This is a genomic window from Streptomyces sp. MH60 (assembly GCF_002939385.1).
Classification (GTDB): domain Bacteria; phylum Actinomycetota; class Actinomycetes; order Streptomycetales; family Streptomycetaceae; genus Streptomyces.
Map to the genome: position 1 here is coordinate 65,898 of NZ_MULI01000019.1, position 19,249 is coordinate 85,146.

At 72.4% G+C, this 19,249-nt stretch carries 14 protein-coding genes; 11 read left to right on the plus strand and 3 right to left on the minus strand.

The features are described from left to right. Positions 1 to 209 precede the first annotated feature (209 nt). Positions 210 to 1,487 (plus strand): transglycosylase family protein, encoded by a 1,278-nt coding sequence (locus BZZ08_RS15060; RefSeq protein ID WP_104632715.1) that lies wholly within the window; start codon positions 210 to 212, stop codon positions 1,485 to 1,487. Here the strand turns inward: BZZ08_RS15060 and BZZ08_RS15065 are convergent. Continuing rightward, the gene (locus BZZ08_RS15065; RefSeq protein ID WP_104632716.1) at positions 1,477 to 2,676 is read right to left on the minus strand and encodes a DMT family transporter; all 1,200 of its coding nucleotides are present in this window, start codon (positions 2,674 to 2,676) and stop codon (positions 1,477 to 1,479) included. The genes BZZ08_RS15060 and BZZ08_RS15065 overlap by 11 nt on opposite strands. A gap of 227 nt (positions 2,677 to 2,903) precedes the next feature. On the opposite strand from BZZ08_RS15065, the gene BZZ08_RS15075 reads away from it, so the two are divergent. The 7 genes from BZZ08_RS15075 to BZZ08_RS15105 all read left to right on the plus strand — a co-directional run bounded on the left by BZZ08_RS15075 (position 2,904) and on the right by BZZ08_RS15105 (position 14,536). After that, a complete protein-coding gene (locus BZZ08_RS15075; RefSeq protein ID WP_104632718.1) occupies positions 2,904 to 3,692 on the plus strand; it encodes a (2Fe-2S)-binding protein in 789 nt (262 codons plus the stop codon). A 37-nt stretch (positions 3,693 to 3,729) separates the two neighbouring features. Continuing rightward, a complete protein-coding gene (gene glgA, locus BZZ08_RS15080) occupies positions 3,730 to 4,905 on the plus strand; it encodes a glycogen synthase (protein WP_104632719.1) in 1,176 nt (391 codons plus the stop codon). Positions 4,906 to 4,953: 48 nt separating this feature from the next. Continuing rightward, entirely contained in the window at positions 4,954 to 6,174 is a 1,221-nt protein-coding gene (gene glgC, locus BZZ08_RS15085; RefSeq protein WP_104632720.1) for a glucose-1-phosphate adenylyltransferase, read from the plus strand. Positions 6,175 to 6,364: 190 nt separating this feature from the next. Beyond that, on the plus strand, positions 6,365 to 8,980 hold the full coding sequence (locus tag BZZ08_RS15090; RefSeq protein WP_104632721.1) for a PA14 domain-containing protein: 2,616 nt from the start codon (positions 6,365 to 6,367) through the stop codon (positions 8,978 to 8,980). Between the two features lie 58 nt (positions 8,981 to 9,038). Then, on the plus strand, positions 9,039 to 11,357 hold the full coding sequence (locus tag BZZ08_RS15095) for a GH92 family glycosyl hydrolase (RefSeq protein ID WP_104632722.1): 2,319 nt from the start codon (positions 9,039 to 9,041) through the stop codon (positions 11,355 to 11,357). A 187-nt stretch (positions 11,358 to 11,544) separates the two neighbouring features. Beyond that, the gene (locus BZZ08_RS15100) at positions 11,545 to 12,885 is read left to right on the plus strand and encodes a wax ester/triacylglycerol synthase family O-acyltransferase (protein ID WP_104632723.1); all 1,341 of its coding nucleotides are present in this window, start codon (positions 11,545 to 11,547) and stop codon (positions 12,883 to 12,885) included. Between the two features lie 103 nt (positions 12,886 to 12,988). Beyond that, positions 12,989 to 14,536: an SDR family NAD(P)-dependent oxidoreductase gene (locus tag BZZ08_RS15105; RefSeq protein ID WP_104632724.1), complete on the plus strand. Its 1,548-nt coding sequence runs from the start codon at positions 12,989 to 12,991 to the stop codon at positions 14,534 to 14,536. Between the two features lie 7 nt (positions 14,537 to 14,543). Here BZZ08_RS15105 and BZZ08_RS15110 read toward each other — a convergent pair whose 3' ends face one another. Next, positions 14,544 to 14,987: a hypothetical protein gene (locus tag BZZ08_RS15110; protein ID WP_104632725.1), complete on the minus strand. Its 444-nt coding sequence runs from the start codon at positions 14,985 to 14,987 to the stop codon at positions 14,544 to 14,546. Positions 14,988 to 15,460: 473 nt separating this feature from the next. Here BZZ08_RS15110 and BZZ08_RS15115 point away from each other — a divergent pair, with 473 nt between their 5' ends. Next, positions 15,461 to 15,637: a hypothetical protein gene (locus tag BZZ08_RS15115; protein ID WP_104632726.1), complete on the plus strand. Its 177-nt coding sequence runs from the start codon at positions 15,461 to 15,463 to the stop codon at positions 15,635 to 15,637. A gap of 48 nt (positions 15,638 to 15,685) precedes the next feature. Next, positions 15,686 to 16,168: a GNAT family N-acetyltransferase gene (locus BZZ08_RS15120; RefSeq protein WP_104632727.1), complete on the plus strand. Its 483-nt coding sequence runs from the start codon at positions 15,686 to 15,688 to the stop codon at positions 16,166 to 16,168. A 514-nt stretch (positions 16,169 to 16,682) separates the two neighbouring features. Here the strand turns inward: BZZ08_RS15120 and BZZ08_RS15130 are convergent. Then, the gene (locus tag BZZ08_RS15130; protein WP_104632728.1) at positions 16,683 to 17,732 is read right to left on the minus strand and encodes a LacI family DNA-binding transcriptional regulator; all 1,050 of its coding nucleotides are present in this window, start codon (positions 17,730 to 17,732) and stop codon (positions 16,683 to 16,685) included. Positions 17,733 to 17,956: 224 nt separating this feature from the next. Between BZZ08_RS15130 and BZZ08_RS15135 the strand changes: the two genes are divergently transcribed. Further along, positions 17,957 to 19,249, plus strand: coding sequence for an ABC transporter substrate-binding protein (locus BZZ08_RS15135; RefSeq protein ID WP_104632729.1), 1,293 nt, complete (start codon positions 17,957 to 17,959; stop codon positions 19,247 to 19,249).

Here is a 19,249-nt window from a genome sequence, read left to right on the forward strand (position 1 = left end):
CGTGCCGGTACGCCGGCCGCACTTCGTGCTTCCAGGGCTCCAGTACGGCGGGGAGGGGCCCAGTGCCTCAGCGGGCGGACGCCTCAACCGGCCAACGGCCGCCCGGTCCCGGCCACTCGGGCTGACCAACCGGCCGGTTGCCGTCTTGTCATGGCCTGTTCGTGGCGCTTACTTTTGCCCCTCCTGACGCAATGTCGAGGGGGACCTCCATGGCCGTACGCGGCCGGCACCGCCGGTATCAGCCGAACAGGATCAACCGCGCCTCGCTGACCGTCACCGCCGGGGGTGCCGGACTGGCCCTCCCCCTCGTCGGTACCGGCACGGCCCACGCGGCCGACGTGGAGACCTGGGACCAGGTCGCCGCCTGCGAGTCCACCGCCGACTGGGACATCAACACCGGCAACGGCTACTACGGCGGGTTGCAGTTCACCCAGTCCACCTGGGAGGCCTTCGGCGGCACGCGGTACGCCCCGCGCGCCGACCTGGCCACCAAGGCAGAGCAGATCGCCGTCGCCGAGAAGGTGCTCGACGCCCAGGGCCCCGGCGCCTGGCCGGTGTGCTCCGAGCGGGCCGGACTGACCCGGGGCGGCGACACGCCCGACATCCGGCCGGCCGGGGGAGCGGTGCCCGCGAAGCAGGCGGGTTCGACGAAGGACGTCCAGCCGCAGACCACCCCGCAGTCCCGGGCGGGCAAGGCCCGGATGTACACGGTGGTCACCGGCGACACCCTCTCCGGCATCGCCGACACCCACGAGGTCCGGGGCGGCTGGCAGCGCCTGTACGAGGCCAACCGCGGCGCCATCGGCTCCGACCCCGACCTGATCCTGCCCGGCCAGCGCCTGTCCCTGCGCGGCGAGGGGGCCACCGCGGCGCCCTCCGGCGCCGAGACGAGAAAACAGGACAAGCAGCAGAAGACCCAGAAACAGCAGAAGACGCAGCAGCCGACGCGGCAGAAGACGGAGCCGAAGTCCGAGCCGAAGGAACAGAAGCGGCAGGAACAGAAGCGGCAGGAACAGCGGAAGGCGCCGCAGAAGTCCTCCTCCGACAGCGGCAAGGCCAAGGCCGGCAAGGCCACCACCCACCGCGCCGTCGTGGCCCCCGTCGACGCCGCCACCGGCACGCCCTACCACCAGGCGGGTTCCTCCTGGTCCAAGGGCTACCACACCGGCGTCGACTTCCCCGTCCCCACCGGAACCTCCGTCAAGTCGGTCGCGGCGGGCCGGGTGGTCAGCGCGGGGTGGGGCGGTTCGTACGGCTACCAGGTGGTGGTCCGGCACGCCGACGGCCGCTACTCCCAGTACGCGCACCTCTCGGCGATCTCCGTGAAGAACGGTCAGTCGGTGGGCGTCGGCCAGCGGCTGGGACGTTCCGGCTCCACGGGCAACGTCACGGGCCCGCATCTGCACTTCGAGGTGCGGACGGGGCCCGGTTTCGGTTCGGACGTCGACCCGCTGGCGTACCTGCGGGCCGGCGGCGTCAGGATCTGATCCGGACCCGTCGGCGGCCGAGCACAGGCGGCGGGACGAACGGACCGCCGTAGAAGGGGCCGTAGGAGAGCGTGTCGTCGCTCTCCACCGGTGCCCGGGTTCCGTACGCCTCCTCGGCGGGGGCGGTGTCGGGGACCGGCGGCGCCGGCGGGGACGGCACGACGACCTTGTCGGAGAGCCGAGCCACCGGAGCGACGGGAACCGCCGCGGCCACCGGCTCACGGACCGGGGGCTCCGGGACCGGCACGGCCACCGGCACCGCTACGGCCACCGGCACCGGTCCGGGCGCCGCCCCGGCCTCCGGAAGCGCCACGGTGTCCTCGGCCGGGGTCAGGGCCGCCTCACCCGTGTCGGCGCCCTCCCGCGCGATCCGCTCCGTCGTCAGCATGATCAGCCCACCGGCCGCCACCACGCCGCAGCCCAGGGCCAGCACGGTGCCGGCCGTGCCGTGCCGGAACGTCTCGCCGAACATCGTGATCCCGACGACGGCGGCCACCACCGGGTTCACGACCGTCAGCGTGGCCAGCGGGGCCGCGAGACCGGCGCCCCGGTAGGACGCCTGGGACAGCACCATGCCGGCCGTGGCGAGTACGCCGATCACGGCCAGGGACGGCAGGTCGCCGGCGGTCACCCCGCCGGTCCAGTCGACCGCGACCGTCTTGGTGAAGACCGAGGACATCCCGAAGGCTATGCCGGAGGCGGTCGCCAGCAGGATGCTGCGGACCGCCGGGTGCCGGTGCGCGGCCCGGCCCGCGATCATCAGCGCCACGACCGCGCCACCGGTGACCAGGGCCGCCCCGACCCGCTGCGCCGTGTCCAGCGACTGCGCGTCGGAGGCGCCGACCAGGGACAGCAGACCGGCGAGACCCACCGTGGCCATCAGCGCGCCCCGCCAGGCCGTCGCACCGGCCCTGCGACCCACGAAGAGCGCCGCCATGGGCAGCGCGAACACGATGGTGAGCGCTCCCAGCGGCTGCACCAGACTCAGCGGACCGAGCGCGAGGGCGACCACGTGCAGCAGACCGCCCAGGCCGTTGAGCGACACCGCCGCCCACCAGGCGGGCCGGCGCAAGGGGGCGTACTGGGCATCCGGGGACGACGCCGCGACCTGCTCCTGCACGATCGCTCCGCCCGCGTACGCCACGGCGGAGACGAGCGACAGCAGCACGGACAACGCGAGGGCGCTCATCGGCTGCTCCTCTGCGTGAGGCGGGGGCGCTGGGCCCACCGCGGCGATCGGTCGTCATCCATGGACAACACGATGCCGTCTCAGGGTCTTCCCGTCGTCGTCCCTGAGCATTCTTTGGGTCCTACTACCGATGGAGTACGACGGCGCCGCCGTCCTCCCCAGGGTGGGCGATCTCCGGCCCGGACCCCTGGCCCAGCCCCCTAAGGGCCCTGATATTACTGCTCTCCGTGGACCTCGACCCCGCCCTCTCCGCCCTCCGCCCGCTCGGCGGGTTCTCCGTCCTGCACGCCGCGCGTCCGGTGCCGTCGCGGCGGACCGCCACCGTCGCGCCCCTCACGGACGCCTACGCACCGGGACATGTGAACACCGACCCGCTGGCCCGCCGGGTCGGCAAGGTCGCCGTCGCGCTCGGCACCCCCGAGACGCGGGTCGCCGCCTCCGTGGCCCAGCAGGGGCTCGCGGCCCGCCTGTGGTCGGTGGCCCTGGCCTGCGCCGTCCTGTACGGACACGTCCCGGACCTCGATCCGCGCCTGCTGCACTGGGACCCCGAGGCCACCGCCCCCGACGACCTGTGGCTCACCGAGGTGCACTCCCTGCCGGGGGACGCCGCCACCGTCGCGGACGTCGTCCTCACCACCCACCTCACGCCCCTCACCGAGACCGTGCACGCCCGCTACGGCGTCGCGAGGGGACTGCTGCGCGGGAACGCGGCCTCCGCCCTGACCGGCGCCGGACGCGAACTGGACCGCTGGGCCCGCCGCCACCACCGTACGGACGCCGCCGCCCGCGCCCGGTCGCTCACCGCCGGCCTGCTGGCCCACCCCCTGCTCGCCGGCACCGGGACGCTGACCGGTACCTCCTTCCGGCGCCGCAGCTGCTGCCTGTACTACCGGGTGCCGGGCGGGGGCGTCTGCGGCGACTGCTGCTTCCCGAGTCCGCCGGGGCCCGCCCGTTCCCCGCGCCCGCCGGACAGCGCCCGCCCTCCGCGCTCTTCCCCAGGCGCCCGCTCTGGGTGACCATGAGGGAACCAGTCGCCGAGGCGGGAGGTTCCGGGTGCGCGTGGGACTGCTGAGCCGTGAGTTCCCGCCGGACGTGTACGGCGGTGCCGGAGTCCACGTCGAGTTCCTCGCCCGGGAGCTGGCCCGCCTGGTCGACCTGGACGTGCACAGCTGGGGCGAGGGCCGCAGCGACGGCGTAGTGCGCCACCGCCCCTGGTCCGCGCTCGACGGCGCCAACGACGCGTTGCGCACCTTCTCGGTGGACCTCGCCATGACCGCCGCCCTCGAAGGGCGCGAACTGGTGCACTCCCACACCTGGTACGCCAACCTCGGCGGCCACCTCGCCAAGCTCCTGCACGGCGTCCCGCACGTGATGACCGCCCATTCCCTGGAGCCCCTGCGCCCCTGGAAGGCCGAGCAGCTCGGCGGCGGTTACACCCTGTCCGGCTGGGCCGAGCGCACCGCGATCGAGGCGGCCGACGCGGTGATCGCCGTCTCCGGAGCGATGCGCGAGGACATCCTCGGCTGCTACCCGGCCCTGGACCCCGCCACGGTCCACGTCGTGCACAACGGCATCGACACCCGGCTCTACCGGCCCGACCACGGCACCGACGTGCTGGACCGGATCGGTCTGGACCGCTCCCGCCCCTACGTCCTGTTCGTCGGCCGCATCACCCGTCAGAAGGGCGTGCCCCACCTGCTGCGCGCGGTACGGGACATCGACCCGGCCGCACAGGTCGTCCTGTGCGCGGGCGCCCCGGACACCCCCGAGATCGACCAGGAGTTCCGCGACCTCTTCGCCGGGCTGAGCCGCGCCCGTGAGGGCGTGCAGTGGATCCCGCGCATGCTGCCGCGCCCCGAGGTGATCCAGCTCCTGACCCACGCCGCCGTCTTCGTCTGCCCCTCCGTGTACGAGCCCCTCGGCATCGTCAACCTGGAGGCGATGGCCTGCGCCACCCCCGTGGTCGCCTCCCGGGTGGGCGGGATCCCCGAGGTCGTGGCCGACGGCGAAACGGGGGTACTCGTGACCAAGGAGAGTGACGGGGACGCGGCGGCGGACGAGGACTTCGAGGCGGGTCTCGCGCGCGCACTGGACTCCGTCCTCGGCGATCCGGCGGGCGCCCGCCGGATGGGCGAGGCGGGACGGGCGCGCGCGGTGGAGGAGTTCGGCTGGGACGCGGTCGCGCGCCGCACGGTCCGGCTGTACGAGGAGATCCTCAAGCAGGCTTAGGCCGCCCCGCCCGGGGCAGCCGGGGGAACGAGGGTGAGGGGAGCGGCCATGCGTCGTGGAGGTCCTTCGGTGCTCGGCATCGTGCTGGCGGGCGGAGAGGGCAAACGCCTGATGCCCCTGACCGCGGACCGCGCCAAACCCGCGGTCACCTTCGGCGGCACCTACCGGCTCGTCGACTTCGTCCTGTCCAACCTGGTCAACGGCGACATCCTGCGGATCTGCGTCCTCACCCAGTACAAGTCGCACTCCCTGGACCGGCACATCACCACCACCTGGCGGATGTCCAGCCTGCTCGGCAACTACGTCACCCCGGTACCCGCCCAGCAGCGCCTCGGCCCCCGCTGGTTCCTCGGCAGCGCCGACGCGATCCTGCAGTCCCTGAACCTGGTGTACGACGAACAGCCCGAGTACGTGGCGGTGTTCGGCGCCGACCACGTGTACCGGATGGACCCGCGCCAGATGCTCGCCGAGCACATCGAGTCCGGCGCGGGCGTCACCGTCGCCGGGATACGGGTCCCGCGCGCCGAGTCGCCGTCCTTCGGCGTGATCACGCCGGGCTCCGACGGGCAGACCGTCACCGGTTTCCTGGAGAAGCCGGCCGACCCGCCCGGTCTCGCCGACGACCCCGGGTGCGTCTTCGCCTCGATGGGCAACTACGTCTTCACCACCAAGGCCCTCGTCGAGGCCCTCCAGCGGGACGCCGAGGACGAGAACTCCGTGCACGACATGGGCGGTTCGATCCTGCCCCAGCTCACCGACCGGGGCGAGGCCGCGCTGTACGACTTCAGCGCCAACCACGTCCCGGGGGAGACCTCGCGGGACCAGGGGTACTGGCGGGACGTGGGCACGCTGGACGCCTACTACGACGCCCACATGGACCTGATCGCCGAGCGGCCCGCGTTCAACCTCTACAACCGGGACTGGCCGGTCTACACCCACTCGACCCAGCTCTCGCCCGCCCGCTTCAACGCCGGCGGCATCGCCAGCGAGTCGATCATCAGCGCGGGATGCCTGATCCGGGGGCAGGTCACCCGGTCCGTGCTGTCCCCGGGCGTGGTGGTCGACCCGGGGGCGGTCGTGCAGGGCTCGGTGCTGCACGACAACGTGCACATCGGCCGGGGCGCGGTGGTGCGCGGGGCGGTGCTGGACAAGAACGTTCAGGTGCCGCCGGGCGCGACGATCGGCGTCAACCCGCAGCGGGACGGCGAGTTGTACACCGTCTCCAAGGGCGGCGTGATCGCGCTGGGCAAGGGGCAGCGGGTGCCGTGACGCACCGGCGGCCGGACGGGCGACGGCTCCGGGCGCGCGCGATACGCGCGTTGACTCCGGGACCGTTGTCATGTCCCTGGACGTCAAGCGGAATCCATGTTGTCATGCCTCTGCACCGCTGCCGTTACATCGATGTATGACATCGATGTCCTGAGCCATCAGCCACCACCCGTTCTCGAGGAGAGGGTCCGTGCGCACCAAACGACTCAGAGACAAACTCGCCCTGTTGCTGGCCGCCGCGCTCGGCGTCGCCGGACTCGCCGCCGTACCGGCCGCCAACGCGGCCGACGACTCCGCCGCGGAGGTCCACGGCCTGAAGGGCGAGTACTACACCCAGTCCGCCCCCGGCGCCTTCGACTTCCACGAGCTGAAGGCCACCGGCTTCGACCCGCAGGTCGACTTCAACACCCTGGAGCCGCGACTCGCCTTCGCCACCGGGCAGTCGGACGACGTGAACGTCCGCTGGACCGGCAAGCTCGTCCCGGAGAAGACCGGCGCCCACACCTTCTCGATCATCGGCGACAACGGCTTCCGCCTCTGGGTCGGCGGACAGCTCGCCATCGACCACTGGGTCGACGACTGGGACCGCGAACAGACCGCCCAGCCCATCGAGCTGACGGCCGGCCAGTCCTACGACATCAAGCTGGAGTACTTCGAGCACTACGGCGGCTCCAACCTCCACCTGCGCTGGACCGAGCCCGGCGGCAGCAAGGAGGCGATCCCGCAGTCGGCGTTCCGCCTGCCCGACGGCTTCGACTACAACGGTGCGACGGCGACCACCGTCCAGTCCACGGGCCGCACCCTCAAGCTCGACTTCGCGAGCCCGCTCGCCGCGCCCCCGGCCGGTCTCACCGACCACCTCGAAGCGGTGATCGGCGGCGCCACCTGGCCGCTCGGCGAGACGAAGCTGGACCCCGCCGACCCGAGCGCCCTGCTCGTCGCCCTCGACCAGCCCGTCGTCGGCAACAAGAACGGCGACGCCCCCGGCACCGCCGACGTCCGCTACGACGGCGAAGGCGGGCTCACCGACGCCGAAGGCAACGTTGTCAACGCCTTCTGGAGCAGCGGCGGCAACCAGTCCACCTATGAGCTGCGCACCGACTGGGCCGACGAGGTCGGGCCGGACAACGCCCTCCCGGAGTACCCGCGCCCGCAGCTGACGCGCGACGAGTGGCAGAACCTCAACGGCCGCTGGCAGTTCGCCGCCGCCGAGGCGGGCGAGCAGCCGCCGGTCGGCAAGAACCTGAAGGAGCGCATCCTCGTCCCGTACCCGGTGGAGTCGCAGCTCTCCGGCGTCCAGCGGCACGAGGACCGCATGTGGTACCGCCGCACCTTCACCGTGCCCCGCGACTGGCACATCGGCTCCGCCCAGCGGCTGAAGCTGAACTTCGGCGCCGTCGACTGGCAGTCCGAGGTGTACGTCAACGGCACCAAGGTCGCCGACCACAAGGGCGGCTACGACAAGTTCAGCGCCGACGTCACCGACGCCCTCAAGCCCGGCCGCACCCAGGAGCTGATCGTCGGCGTCTACGACCCGACCGACGCGGCGAACGGCGAGAACCCGCCGCTCGGCAAGCAGCGCCTGGACCCGAGCGGCATCTGGTACACGCCCAGCTCCGGCATCTGGCAGACCGTCTGGATGGAGCCGGTCGCCCGGGACCACGTGGACTCCCTGGAGCTCACCCCGCACGTCGACGGCGCGGCGAGCACCCTCACCGTCGAGCCCAAGGGCGTGCGCGACGGCGTACGCGTCAGGGCCACGGCGTACGCCGGGCACCGCAAGGTCGCCACGGTCAGCGGCCGCACCGGCGAGCCGCTGACCCTGAAGATCCGCGACCCGCGGCTGTGGTCGCCCGACGACCCGTTCCTGTACGACCTGAAGGTCACCGTCGGACGCGACCACGTCGAGAGCTACTTCGGGATGCGCTCCATCGCCGTCGAGAAGGTCAACGGCGTTCCGCGCACCATGCTCAACGGGAAGCCCACCTTCCTGATGGCCACCCTCGACCAGGGCTTCTGGCCGGACGGCCTGCACACGGCGCCCACCGACGAGGCCCTCGCGTACGACCTCAAGCTGCACAAGCAGCTCGGCTTCAACTCGGTGCGCAAGCACATCAAGGTCGAGCCCGACCGCTGGTTCTACTGGGCCGACAGGCTGGGCCTGATGGTGTGGCAGGACATGCCCGCGATGACCGCCGGGAAGAACCCGTCCACGGCCGCCCGCGCCGAGTACGAGCGGGAGATGAAGGAGATGATCGACGAGCACGTCAGCCACCCGTCGATCATCATGTGGGTCACCTTCAACGAGGGCTGGGGCCAGTACGACATCGGCCGCGTCGCCGCGCAGGCCAAGTCCTGGGACCCGACCCGGCTCGTCAACAACCAGTCGGGCCTGAACCTCGGGGCCGACGGCGGCGCCGGCGACATCATGGACGAGCACGGCTATCCGAGCCCGGCCCTGCCGCCGTCCCCGGACGGCGAACGCGCCCTGGTCACCGGCGAGTACGGCGGCCTCGGCCTGGCGGTGCCCGGTCACGCCTGGTCCGTGCAGCAGTCGTACGTCGACGTCGACCCGCAGACGTACACGGACGACTACCTCACCAAGCTCGACGAGGTGCGCGCCCTGGTCTGCCGGGGCAGCAACGGCGCCGTGTACACCCAGATCTCGGACGTCGAGGGCGAGCTGAACGGCCTGACGACGTACGACCGCAAGGTGCTCAAGCCGGACGTCGAGCGGGTGAAGGCCGCCCAGGAGGCACTCATCCACGACGCGTCCCAGCCCACCCCGGCGGGCTGCACCGCCTGACCACCCTCGCCCGAACGAGAACCGCACGACAGAGCAGACCTTCCGGAGGTCACCGCACATGAGAGGCACCCGGCGTCTGCGGCTGTGCGTGGCCGGGGTGGTGGCAGCGTCCGCGCTGCTCACCGCCCCGGCGGCGCAGGCCGCCCCGATGGCCGCCCCGCACCTGACCGACCTCGTGAACCCCTTCATCGGGACCGAGAACGAGGGCAACACCTACCCCGGCGCCGCCGTGCCCTTCGGCATGGTGCAGTTCTCGCCGGACACCGGCCACAACACCGGCTACGACCACTCCGACACCCACATCCGCGGCTTCTCCCTGGTCCACCTCTCCGGCGTCGGCTGCGGACTCGGCGGCGACCTGCCGGTGCTGCCGACCACCGGTGACGTCACCGAGACGGACTACGCGAAGTACGCCGCCTCCTTCAGCCACGACGACGAGGAGGCCAGCCCCGGCTACTACCGGGTCGGCCTCGACTCCGGCGTCGACGCGGAGCTGACCGCCACCGAGCGCACCGGAGTGCAGCGCTACACCTTCCCGGCCACCGACAAGGCCAACGTGCTGCTCAACGCCGGCCAGTCGCTGCACAAGAACGTCAGCACCGAGGTCGAGGTCCTGGACAGCCGCACCGTGCGCACCGCGATCACCGGCAGCGGCTTCTGCCAGGACACGAAGCCGTACACCGTCTACACGATCACCCGCTTCGACCGCCCCTTCGCCTCCTACGGCACCTGGGACGACGGCGCGGTGACCGCGGGTGCGAAGAGCGGCGGGGACGGCGCCTACGTCCGCTTCGACACCACGAAGGACCGCACCGTCGAGGCCACCACCGCCCTGTCCTACGTGGACGCGCGCGGCGCCGCGCTCAACCTGCGCGCCGAGGGCGGGCACTCCTTCGACTCCGTGCGCCGCGGTGCCGAGCGCACCTGGGAGAAGCGGCTGGACGACGTCCGGGTCCGGGGCGGCGACGACACCCTGCGCCGCACCTTCTACTCGTCCCTGTACCGGTCCTTCCTGGCGCCCAACGTCGGCAGCGACGTCGACGGCCGCTACACCGGCTGGGACCAGGAGATCCACCGCGCCAAGGGCTTCACGTACTACCAGAACTGGTCCCTGTGGGACACCTACCGCACCCAGTCCCAGCTCCTCGCCCTGCTCGCGCCCCGCGAGGCGCGCGACATGGCGATCTCCGTCATCAAGATCGACGAGGAGAGCGGCTGGCTGCCCAAGTGGGGCTACGGCACCGTCGAGACCAACATCATGACGGGTGACCCGGTGACCCCCTTCCTCACCAACGCCTACCAGCAGGGCCTGCTGCACGGCTGGGAGGAGAAGGCCTACCGGGCGCTGAGGAAGAACGCCGACGGCGTTCCGCCCACCGACTCGCCGGCCGTCGGCCGGGAGGCCAACCGCGAGTACCTCGCCGACGGCTTCGCCCCCTACGTCAAGGGCCGCCCGCACGCCAAGCCCGGCGACTCCGACTACGACCACGGCGCCTCCGCCACCCTGGAGTACGCCCTGTCCGACGCCATGCTCTCCCGCATGGCCCGCGACCTGGGCCACGACGCCGACGCGAAGCGGTACGCCGAGCGTGCCCAGAGCTACCGGAACGTCTTCGACCCCTCGACCGGCTTCTTCCGCGCCCGTGACGCCGAGGGCGCCTTCACCGGCCCGGCCGACCCGGCGCAGAGCGAGGGCTTCCACGAGGGCACGTCCTGGCAGTACCAGTGGCTGGTGCCGCAGGACCTGCCCGGCATGATCGACCTCATCGGCGGCACGGAGGCGGCGAACCAGCGGCTCGACTCCTTCTTCGCCTACGACCAGCTCCTGAAGGACCCGGCGAAGACCGCCCGCGAGGTGTGGGTCAACGGGCCGTACGACTACTACAACGCCGACAAGTACAACCCGCAGAACGAGCCCGACCTCATCGCCCCGTACACCTACCTGTCGACCGGGCAGCCCTGGAAGACGACCGACGTGGTGCACGCGGCGCTCACCCTGTTCACGGACACGCCGACCGGCATGACCGGAAACGACGACCTCGGGACCATGTCCGCGTGGAACGTGCTGTCCTCGATCGGGATCTTCCCGATCCAGCCCGGCTACGACACCTGGGGCCTGTCCACCCCGGTCTTCGACCGCGTCGACCTCACCCTCGACCGCCGCTACTACCCGCGCGGCGCCCTGACGATCACCGCGCCCGGCACCTCGGACACCGACCGGTACGTCCAGTCGGCCCGCACCGACGGCTCGGCCTACGCCCGCACCTGGCTGACGACCGACGCCCTGCGCTCCGTCCGGTCGCTCGCGTTCACGGTCGGCCCGCAGCCGTCCGGGTGGGGAACCTCGGCGGAGGCGGTGCCGCCGCCGCTGACGTGAGCTGAGGTCAGCGCAGACGTCCCATGAGTCACAGCAGTCCCGCCCCTGCCGAAAGGGGCGGGACTTTAATCTTCTGTTAACTGTGCGTAGCTTGATCGTACTTGACCGTAATCGGCGGAGAGCGATTGACTGCTTGTCCACCCGTTGTCCATTCGCCGCCCCTGCGTCGGCCTTGCGAGGCAAGCCCTTGACTCCCGATCCGCTCGCTCCCCTCGACCTGGCGTTCTGGAACATCGAGTCCGCCGAGCACCCCATGCACCTGGGCGCACTCGGCGTCTTCGAGGCCGACTCGCCCACCGCGGGCGCCCACGCGGCGGACCTGCTCGCGGCCCGCGCCCCCGCGGTGCCCGGACTGCGGATGAGGATCAGGGACACCTGGCAGCCGCCCCTGGCCCTGCGCCGTCCGTTCGCGTTCGGCGGCGCGACCCGCGAGTCCGACCCCCGCTTCGACCCGCTCGACCACGTGCGGCTGCACGCCCCCACCACCGACTTCCACGCGCGGGCCGGACGCCTCATGGAACGCCCCCTGGAGCGCGGGCGGCCGCCGTGGGAGGCGCATGTGCTGCCGGGCGCGGACGGCGGCCCCTTCGCCGTGCTGTTCAAGTTCCACCACGCCCTGGCCGACGGTCTGCGCGCCCTGACCCTCGCCGCAGGCGTCCTCGACCCGATGGACCTGCCGGCCCCCCGGCCCCGCCCCGAGCAGCCGCCGCGCGGACTCCTGCCGGACGTGCGCGCCCTGCCGGACCGGCTGCGCGGCGCCCTGTCGGACGCGGGGCGCGCCCTGGACATCGGTGCCGCCGCGGCGCTGTCCACCCTCGACGTCCGTTCCTCGCCCGCGCTCGCCGCGGCGTCCTCCGGCACCCGCCGGACCGCGGGCGTGGCCGTCGACCTCGACGACGTGCACCACGTCCGCAAGACCACCGGCGGCACCGTCAACGACGTACTGATCGCGGTCGTCGCGGGCGCCCTGCGGCGCTGGCTGGACGAGCGCGGCGACGGCAGCGAGGGCGTCGCGCCCCGGGCCCTGATCCCCGTCTCCAAGCGCCGCCCGCGCAGCGCCCACCCCCAGGGCAACCGGCTCTCCGGGTACCTGATGAGGCTCCCGGTCGGCGACCCCGACCCGCTCTCCCGCCTGGCCACGGTCCGCACCGCCATGGACCGCAACAAGGACGCCGGGCCCGGCCGCGGCGCCGGAGCCGTCGCCCTGCTCGCCGACCACGTGCCGGCGCTCGGCCACCGGCTCGGCGGGCCGCTGGTCTCGGGGGCCGCGCGGCTCTGGTTCGACATCCTGGTCACCAGCGTGCCCCTGCCCAGCCTCGGGCTGCGGCTCGGCGGCCACCCGCTCACCGAGGTCTATCCGCTGGCGCCGCTGGCCCGCGGCCACTCCCTGGCGGTGGCCGTCTCGACGTACCGCGGACGGGTCCACTTCGGCCTGGTCGCCGACGCGAAGGCGGTGCCGGACCTCGACCGGTTCGCCCGGGCGGTGGCCGAGGAGGTGGAGACGTTGCTCACGGCGTGCGGTCCCTGACCCCGGCGGGTTTGGATCCGGGCCGCGCGCTGAATAAAATCCGCTGTTCGACAGCGGTCGCCTCCCGGAGCGCCGCAACGGTGACCAGGAAACGGCAGCGGCGATGACGGTGACACAGGACGGCTCGGCGACCAGGGACGAGGCGCCCGCGGCCCAGGCGCCCGCACAGGAGGCGGCCGCCGATGAGGCGAACGCCCCCGGGTACGGCCCCGGCATCGACCCCGAGCGGCTGGCCCTCTGCCTGAGCGTGCTGGAGGAACTGGACACCCTCGACGTCGACCACCCGGACGCGATCCGGGTCCGCCGGGCCACCTCGCACATCTACCGCATGGTCAAGCAGCGCCGCCGCCAGGAGCGCCGCGCCGCCAAGACCGCCCACGACAAGGCGGTCACCGAGGCCACCGCCACCGGCTCCGCCGAGCGCATCGACGACGAGACCGAGGGCCTGCTGCCCTCCTCGCGCACCGAGCAGGGTGCGATCGCGGGGATACTCCAGCGCCCCCGCTCCTGCTACATCTGCAAGCAGCGCTACGTCGAGGTCGACTACTTCTACCACCAGCTCTGCCAGGACTGCGCCGCCGAGAACCGGACCCGCCGCGACGCCCGCGCCGACCTCACCGGCAAGCGCGCGCTGCTCACCGGCGGCCGGGCCAAGATCGGCATGTACATCGCGCTGCGCCTGCTGCGCGACGGAGCGCACACCACGATCACCACCCGCTTCCCCAAGGACGCCATCCGCCGCTTCAAGGCGATGGACGACTCCGCCGACTGGCTGCACCGCCTGGAGGTCGTCGGCATCGACCTGCGCGACCCCGCCCAGACCGTGGCCCTCGCCGAGCAGGTCACCGAGCAGGGCCCGCTCGACATCCTGATCAACAACGCCACCCAGACGGTGCGGCGCCTGCCCTCCGCGTACGCCGCGCTGGTCGAGGGCGAGAGCGCCCCGCTGCCCGCCGGGGAGCTGCCCGCCCACCACGTCATCGGCGCCTTCAACTCCGGTGCGGTGGACGGCCTGGCCGCGCTGCCGCTGGGCACCTCGGGGCTGGACGCACAGAAGGTGGCCGACCTGGCCCTGGTCGCCGGCAACGCCAGCGTGGTCCGGCACCGCGAGGGGACCGCCATCGACGCGGGCGGCCTGGTCCCGGACGTCGTCGACTCCAACACCTGGGTGCAGACCATCGAGCAGATCTCGCCGGTGGAACTGCTGGAGACCCAGCTGTGCAACTACACGTCGCCGTTCATCCTCATCAGCGCGCTGCGCGCGTCGATGGCCGAGGCCGCCCGCAAGGCGCCGTCGGGACGCGCCTACGTCGTCAACGTCTCCGCGATGGAGGGCGTGTTCGCCCGCGGCTACAAGGGCGCGGGCCACCCGAACACCAACGCGGCCAAGGCCGCCATGAACATGGTGACCCGGACCAGCGCCCAGGAGATGTTCGACACCGACCGGATCCTGATGACCTCCGTCGACACCGGCTGGATCACCGACGAGCGTCCCCACTTCGACAAGCTGCGCCTCGCGGAGGAGGGCTTCCACGCCCCGCTCGACCTGATCGACGGCGCCGCCCGCGTCTACGACCCCGTCGTGCGCGGCGAGGCGGGCGAGGACCTGTACGGCGTCTTCCTCAAGGACTACGCACCCGGCAAGTGGTGACGGGGTCTCAGTCCACGAGGCCCAGCCGTGAGTTCCGTGCCGCCGTCAGCTCCAGCACCGTGCGCCAGTCCTCCAGGACCCCGGCGTCGAAGTCGGCGGTGCGGGCCTCCTCGTCGGCCTGGCACAGGCTGGCCAGGTCGTCGTCGTGGGCCCAGGCCTCCGGGTCGGTCCGACGGCGCACCAGGCGGGCGACGCGCGCGCCGAGCAGCGGCCGTACCGCCTCGGCGGTCCTGGCGGCCGGACTGCCGGGCCACAGCAGCCGGCCCACCGGCGCCACCAGCCCCGCGACCTGGAGCTCCTTGTCGGCGGGGCGGCGCCGGCGCAGCAGCGCGGCCGTGCGCAGCGCGTGGCTGTACGGATCCCCGGGCCCGCGGCCGGGTCCGGCCGCGGGCCGCTCGCCCCGGCAGGCGTACAGCAGATCCATCAGCTCCTCGACGCTGCGCAGTTCCATGCCTCGGTCCTCCCACGAGACAGCCGTTGCCGACGAGCAGCACACCATGGCGAGCTTGCGGCGCAGCCAACGGCAACTGAACTGCGTGGCCGTCACCGCCGACATTCGAAGGTGTGGACGCCGGTGTAGGCCGAACGGGTGAGTTGCGCACGGTGCGAAAGCGGCGGAACCGGGGCAGACTTGGGCCAACTGCGCACGGAGTGAAGGGCAATGGTTGTCCCATCTTTTGAGCCCCATAGAGCGCACCCCCGCTCATTTGGTTAGTCTGGATCGGACGGACGGCGGCACAGGGCACTACCCACACCCGGGGTCCGTCATCGGGCGAGCCGGTTCACAGCGGTTCGCCTCCGCACGAGTTACCGGCGCCACCGCGTCCGAACTGCTTCGACTCACACCCGGGCGGGCGCCGGGCGCCGGACAGGAGACCGGCGCCGACAGGCCCCGAGGGTGACCCGACACATAAGGAGTGCGCGGTGACACCGGAAACGACGACCAAGCCAGAACAACGCACCGAGGAACGCGGCGGGCGCGCCCGCCGCCGGCCCGGCGAGATCGGCAGCCTCGACGTGTGGGCGCGCTCCGCCCCCATCCGCCTCGCGGGCTACGAGGAGGACCTCGCCGAACCGCACATCCTGCCGAGCGTGGACTGACCCGCCCACCGGGGTCGCCGAGCGCAGGGGCGTGCCACACTCACGCCCATGCTGATCAGGGAAGCCACGGCCGGTGACTGGCCGCACATCTGGCCCTTCTGGCACCGCATCGTCGCCGCCGGTGAGACCTACGCCTGGGACCCGGGCACCTCCGAGGAGGACGCCCGGGCCCTGTGGATGCACCCCGCCAAACGCGTCTACGTCGCCGAGGACGGCACCGGCACGGTCGTCGCCTCGGCCTACGTCACCCCCAACTACGGCGGCCCCGCCGCCCGCATCGCCAACGCCGGCTTCATGGTCGACCCCGGCCGGGCCGGACGCGGCACCGGCCGGGCCCTCGCCGAGTACGTGCTGGACGCGGCCAAGGCCGACGGATACCGGGGCATGGTCTTCAACGCCGTCGTCGAGACCAACCCCGCCGTGCGGCTGTGGACCTCCCTCGGCTTCACGATCCTGGGCACGGTGCCGGACGCCTTCGACCACCCGCGGCACGGGCGGGTCGGCCTGCACATCATGCACCGCGCCCTGTAGCCCGCTCAGCCGAGCGGCGCCGGCCGCCCGCAGCCGGGCCACGGTGACATGGTCGGCGTCCGCGGGGTGTGCGGCGTGGCGGCCGAGCCGAGGCGTGGACTCCCCGCGCACCGCGAGGTCGTCCTTGACCGCCACCGGCACGCCGGCCAGCGGCAGTTCCCCCAGGTCGCCCGGGCGCCCACACCTCCTCCGCCTCGGCGAGCGCGGCCCCGGCGCGGGGTGCGGGAACGGGGATGCGGATTACTGGCGAGTACGCGGGACGGCACTCTGCCCGCCCCGGGCGCGCACGTCGAGAGCGCGGGCCCGTCGGAAGGGGCGCCGGGCCGGCCGCCCACCGGTGAACCGCGGCCGCCCGTGCCCACCGCGCGGGGCGTGCGCGGTGGCGATGGCCGACCCGGACGGGCATGCCGCTTGTGCGGTCGGAGGTCCCGCAGGCGCCCTTCGGTGCCGGAGCGGCACCGCGGGCGATGCCGGGCCCTGTCGGCCGGGGTCCGGCGCCGTCCCGCCCCGGCCTTCAGACCGAGGGCCGCACCACTCCCGTGCTGTCCCGCTCGATCAGCCGCGGCACCGGTACCCGCACCGTGCGGGCCGGGCCGCCGTCGAGCAGGGCGGTCAGCTCCGTCGCCGCCGTGCGGCCGAACTCCACGCTGTCCCGGGACAGGGCGGACAGCCACGGCTTGACCATGCGGCACAGCGCCGAGTCCTCCCAGGCCACCACGGACACGTCCGCCGGTACCGAGAAGCCGAGTTCGGCGGCGGCGGCGACCCCGGCGACGGCCATCACGTCGTTGTCGTAGATCAGCGCGGTCGGGGGAGCGGGTGCCTCCAGGACGCGGCGGGTGACGGCCGCGCCCTCGGCGTCCGAGTAGTCGGTGGTCACCGACTCGACCTCGCCGAGACCGCGCCGCCCGGCCTCGACGCGCAGGGCGCGGACACGGCGCTCGGTGTGGGCGAGGTCGGGCAGCCCGGCGATGTGCACGATCCGCCGGTGCCCGAGCGCGTGCAGCCCGTCCACCAGCGCGGCCATCGCCCCCGCGTCGTCCGCCCACACCGTCGACAGTCCCGGGTGGCGCTCGTCCGGCGCCCCGCCGATCACCACGCCGGGCAGGCCCAGCTCGTCGAGCAGGTCCGGGCGCGGATCGTCGGTGCGCGGGTCCACCACCAGGACGCCGTCCACGCGGTGTTCGGCCCACCAGCGCCGGTAGACCGCGCACTCGTCCTCGACGTCCCGCGCCACCTGGAACAGCAGCCCCAGGTGCCGCCCCGCCAGCACCTCCTGGATGCCCGAGACCAGTTGCAGGAAGAAGGAGTCGACGCCGAGGGTGTGCGCGGGCCGCGCCAGCACGAACCCGACCGTCGCCGCGCCCTCCCCGGACAGCGCGCGCGCCGCCGTACTGGGCCGCCAGCCGAGCTGCTCGGCCACCCGGCGCACCCGGTCCCGGGTGATCTCGGAGACCCCCGGCCGGTCGTTCAGCGCGAACGACACCGCGCTCTCGGAGACCCCGGCCCGGCGCGCGATGTCCTTCATCGTCGGCCGGCGCGCGGCGGGCCGCTTGGCCGGCATGCGCGCTCCTTTCCTCAGTGCGGGCGGTGAGAGCTAAAGCGCTTGAGTGCAAAGATCCTAAAGCGCATTAGTGATTCCTGGCAAGTGCTCTGTCGTAGCGGTGTGACCTGCACTAATGCCGTGCCGACGACTTTAGTTGGCGTGAATCCATTGACTTTCCGCGGATTCGCCGTGCATGGTCGCTGGCATCCCACCGCCGACGTCCTTCAGGGAGACGTGTCACCGTGCCCACCTCGCGCAGAACATTCGCCGCCGCAGCCGTCGCCGCCCTCGTCCTGCCGCTCAGCGCCTGCGGTTCCGGGGGCGACGGCGGTGGCTCGACCGACGCCTCCGGCAAGGTCGAGGGCGACATCACCTTCCAGACCTGGAACCTGCGGGCCAACTTCAAGGACTACTTCGAGGGCCTGATCGCCGACTTCGAGAAGAAGTACCCCGACACCCACGTCAAGTGGGTCGACCAGCCCGGCGAGGGCTACGCCGACAAGATCAGCGCCGACGCCGCCGGCGGCACCCTGCCCGACGTCGTCAACGTCTCCCCGGACCTCGTCGCCCCGCTCGCCAAGGCGGGCCTCGCCCTCGACCTGGACAAGGCCGCCGGCCAGTACGAGAAGGAGTACCTGGCAGGGGCCTGGGCCAGCCACCGGATACCGGGCATGGACGGCACGTACGCCTTCCCCTGGTACCTCAACACCGGCCCGCTCTTCTACAACAAGTCCCTCTTCGAGAAGGCCGGACTCGACCCCGAGCAGCCGCCGAAGACGTACGACGAGGTCTTCGACGCCGCCCTGAAGATCGCCGACAAGACCGACGGCGAGGTCGCGACGCTCGCCAACGTGCCCACCATCGAGGACTTCGGCCGCTACGGCGTACCGCTCATGGACAAGGAGGGGACCGCCTTCGCGTTCAACGACGCCAAGGGCGTCCAGCTCCTCACCCGCTACAAGGAGCTGTACGACGCCAAGGCCCTCGACCCGCAGGCGCTGACCGCCACCCCCGAGTCCTCCGGGAAGAAGTTCCTCACCGGTGCCGTCGCGATGAACCCGGGCAGCGCGCTCGACCTCGCCAACTTCAAGAAGCAGGCGCCGAACCTGTACAAGAACATCGGCATCACCGACCAGATCACCAGCACCGGCCACGTCAACATGTACGTGATGGGCCTGATGGTCAACGCGCAGAGCCAGCGCAAGCCCGCCGCGGTCGCCTTCGCGCACTACGTCACCGACGCGGCCCACCAGATGTCCTTCGCCAAGCAGGTCGCCATCTTCCCGAGCACCGCCGGTTCGCTGGACGACCCGTACTTCACCAAGGAGGACGGCACCGATGAGACCCGGGTGCGGATCGCCGCCGCCAAGTCGCTGAAGACGGCCGTCAACTACACGCCCGTGCTGTTCAGCGAGCAGATGAAGACCGAGCTGCGCAACGAGGTCGCCAAGGCGCTCCAGGGCAAGCAGAGCCCGAAGGAAGCCCTCGACAACGCTGTCAAGGCGTGCGACCGGCTCCTTCAGCAGCAGGGCTGA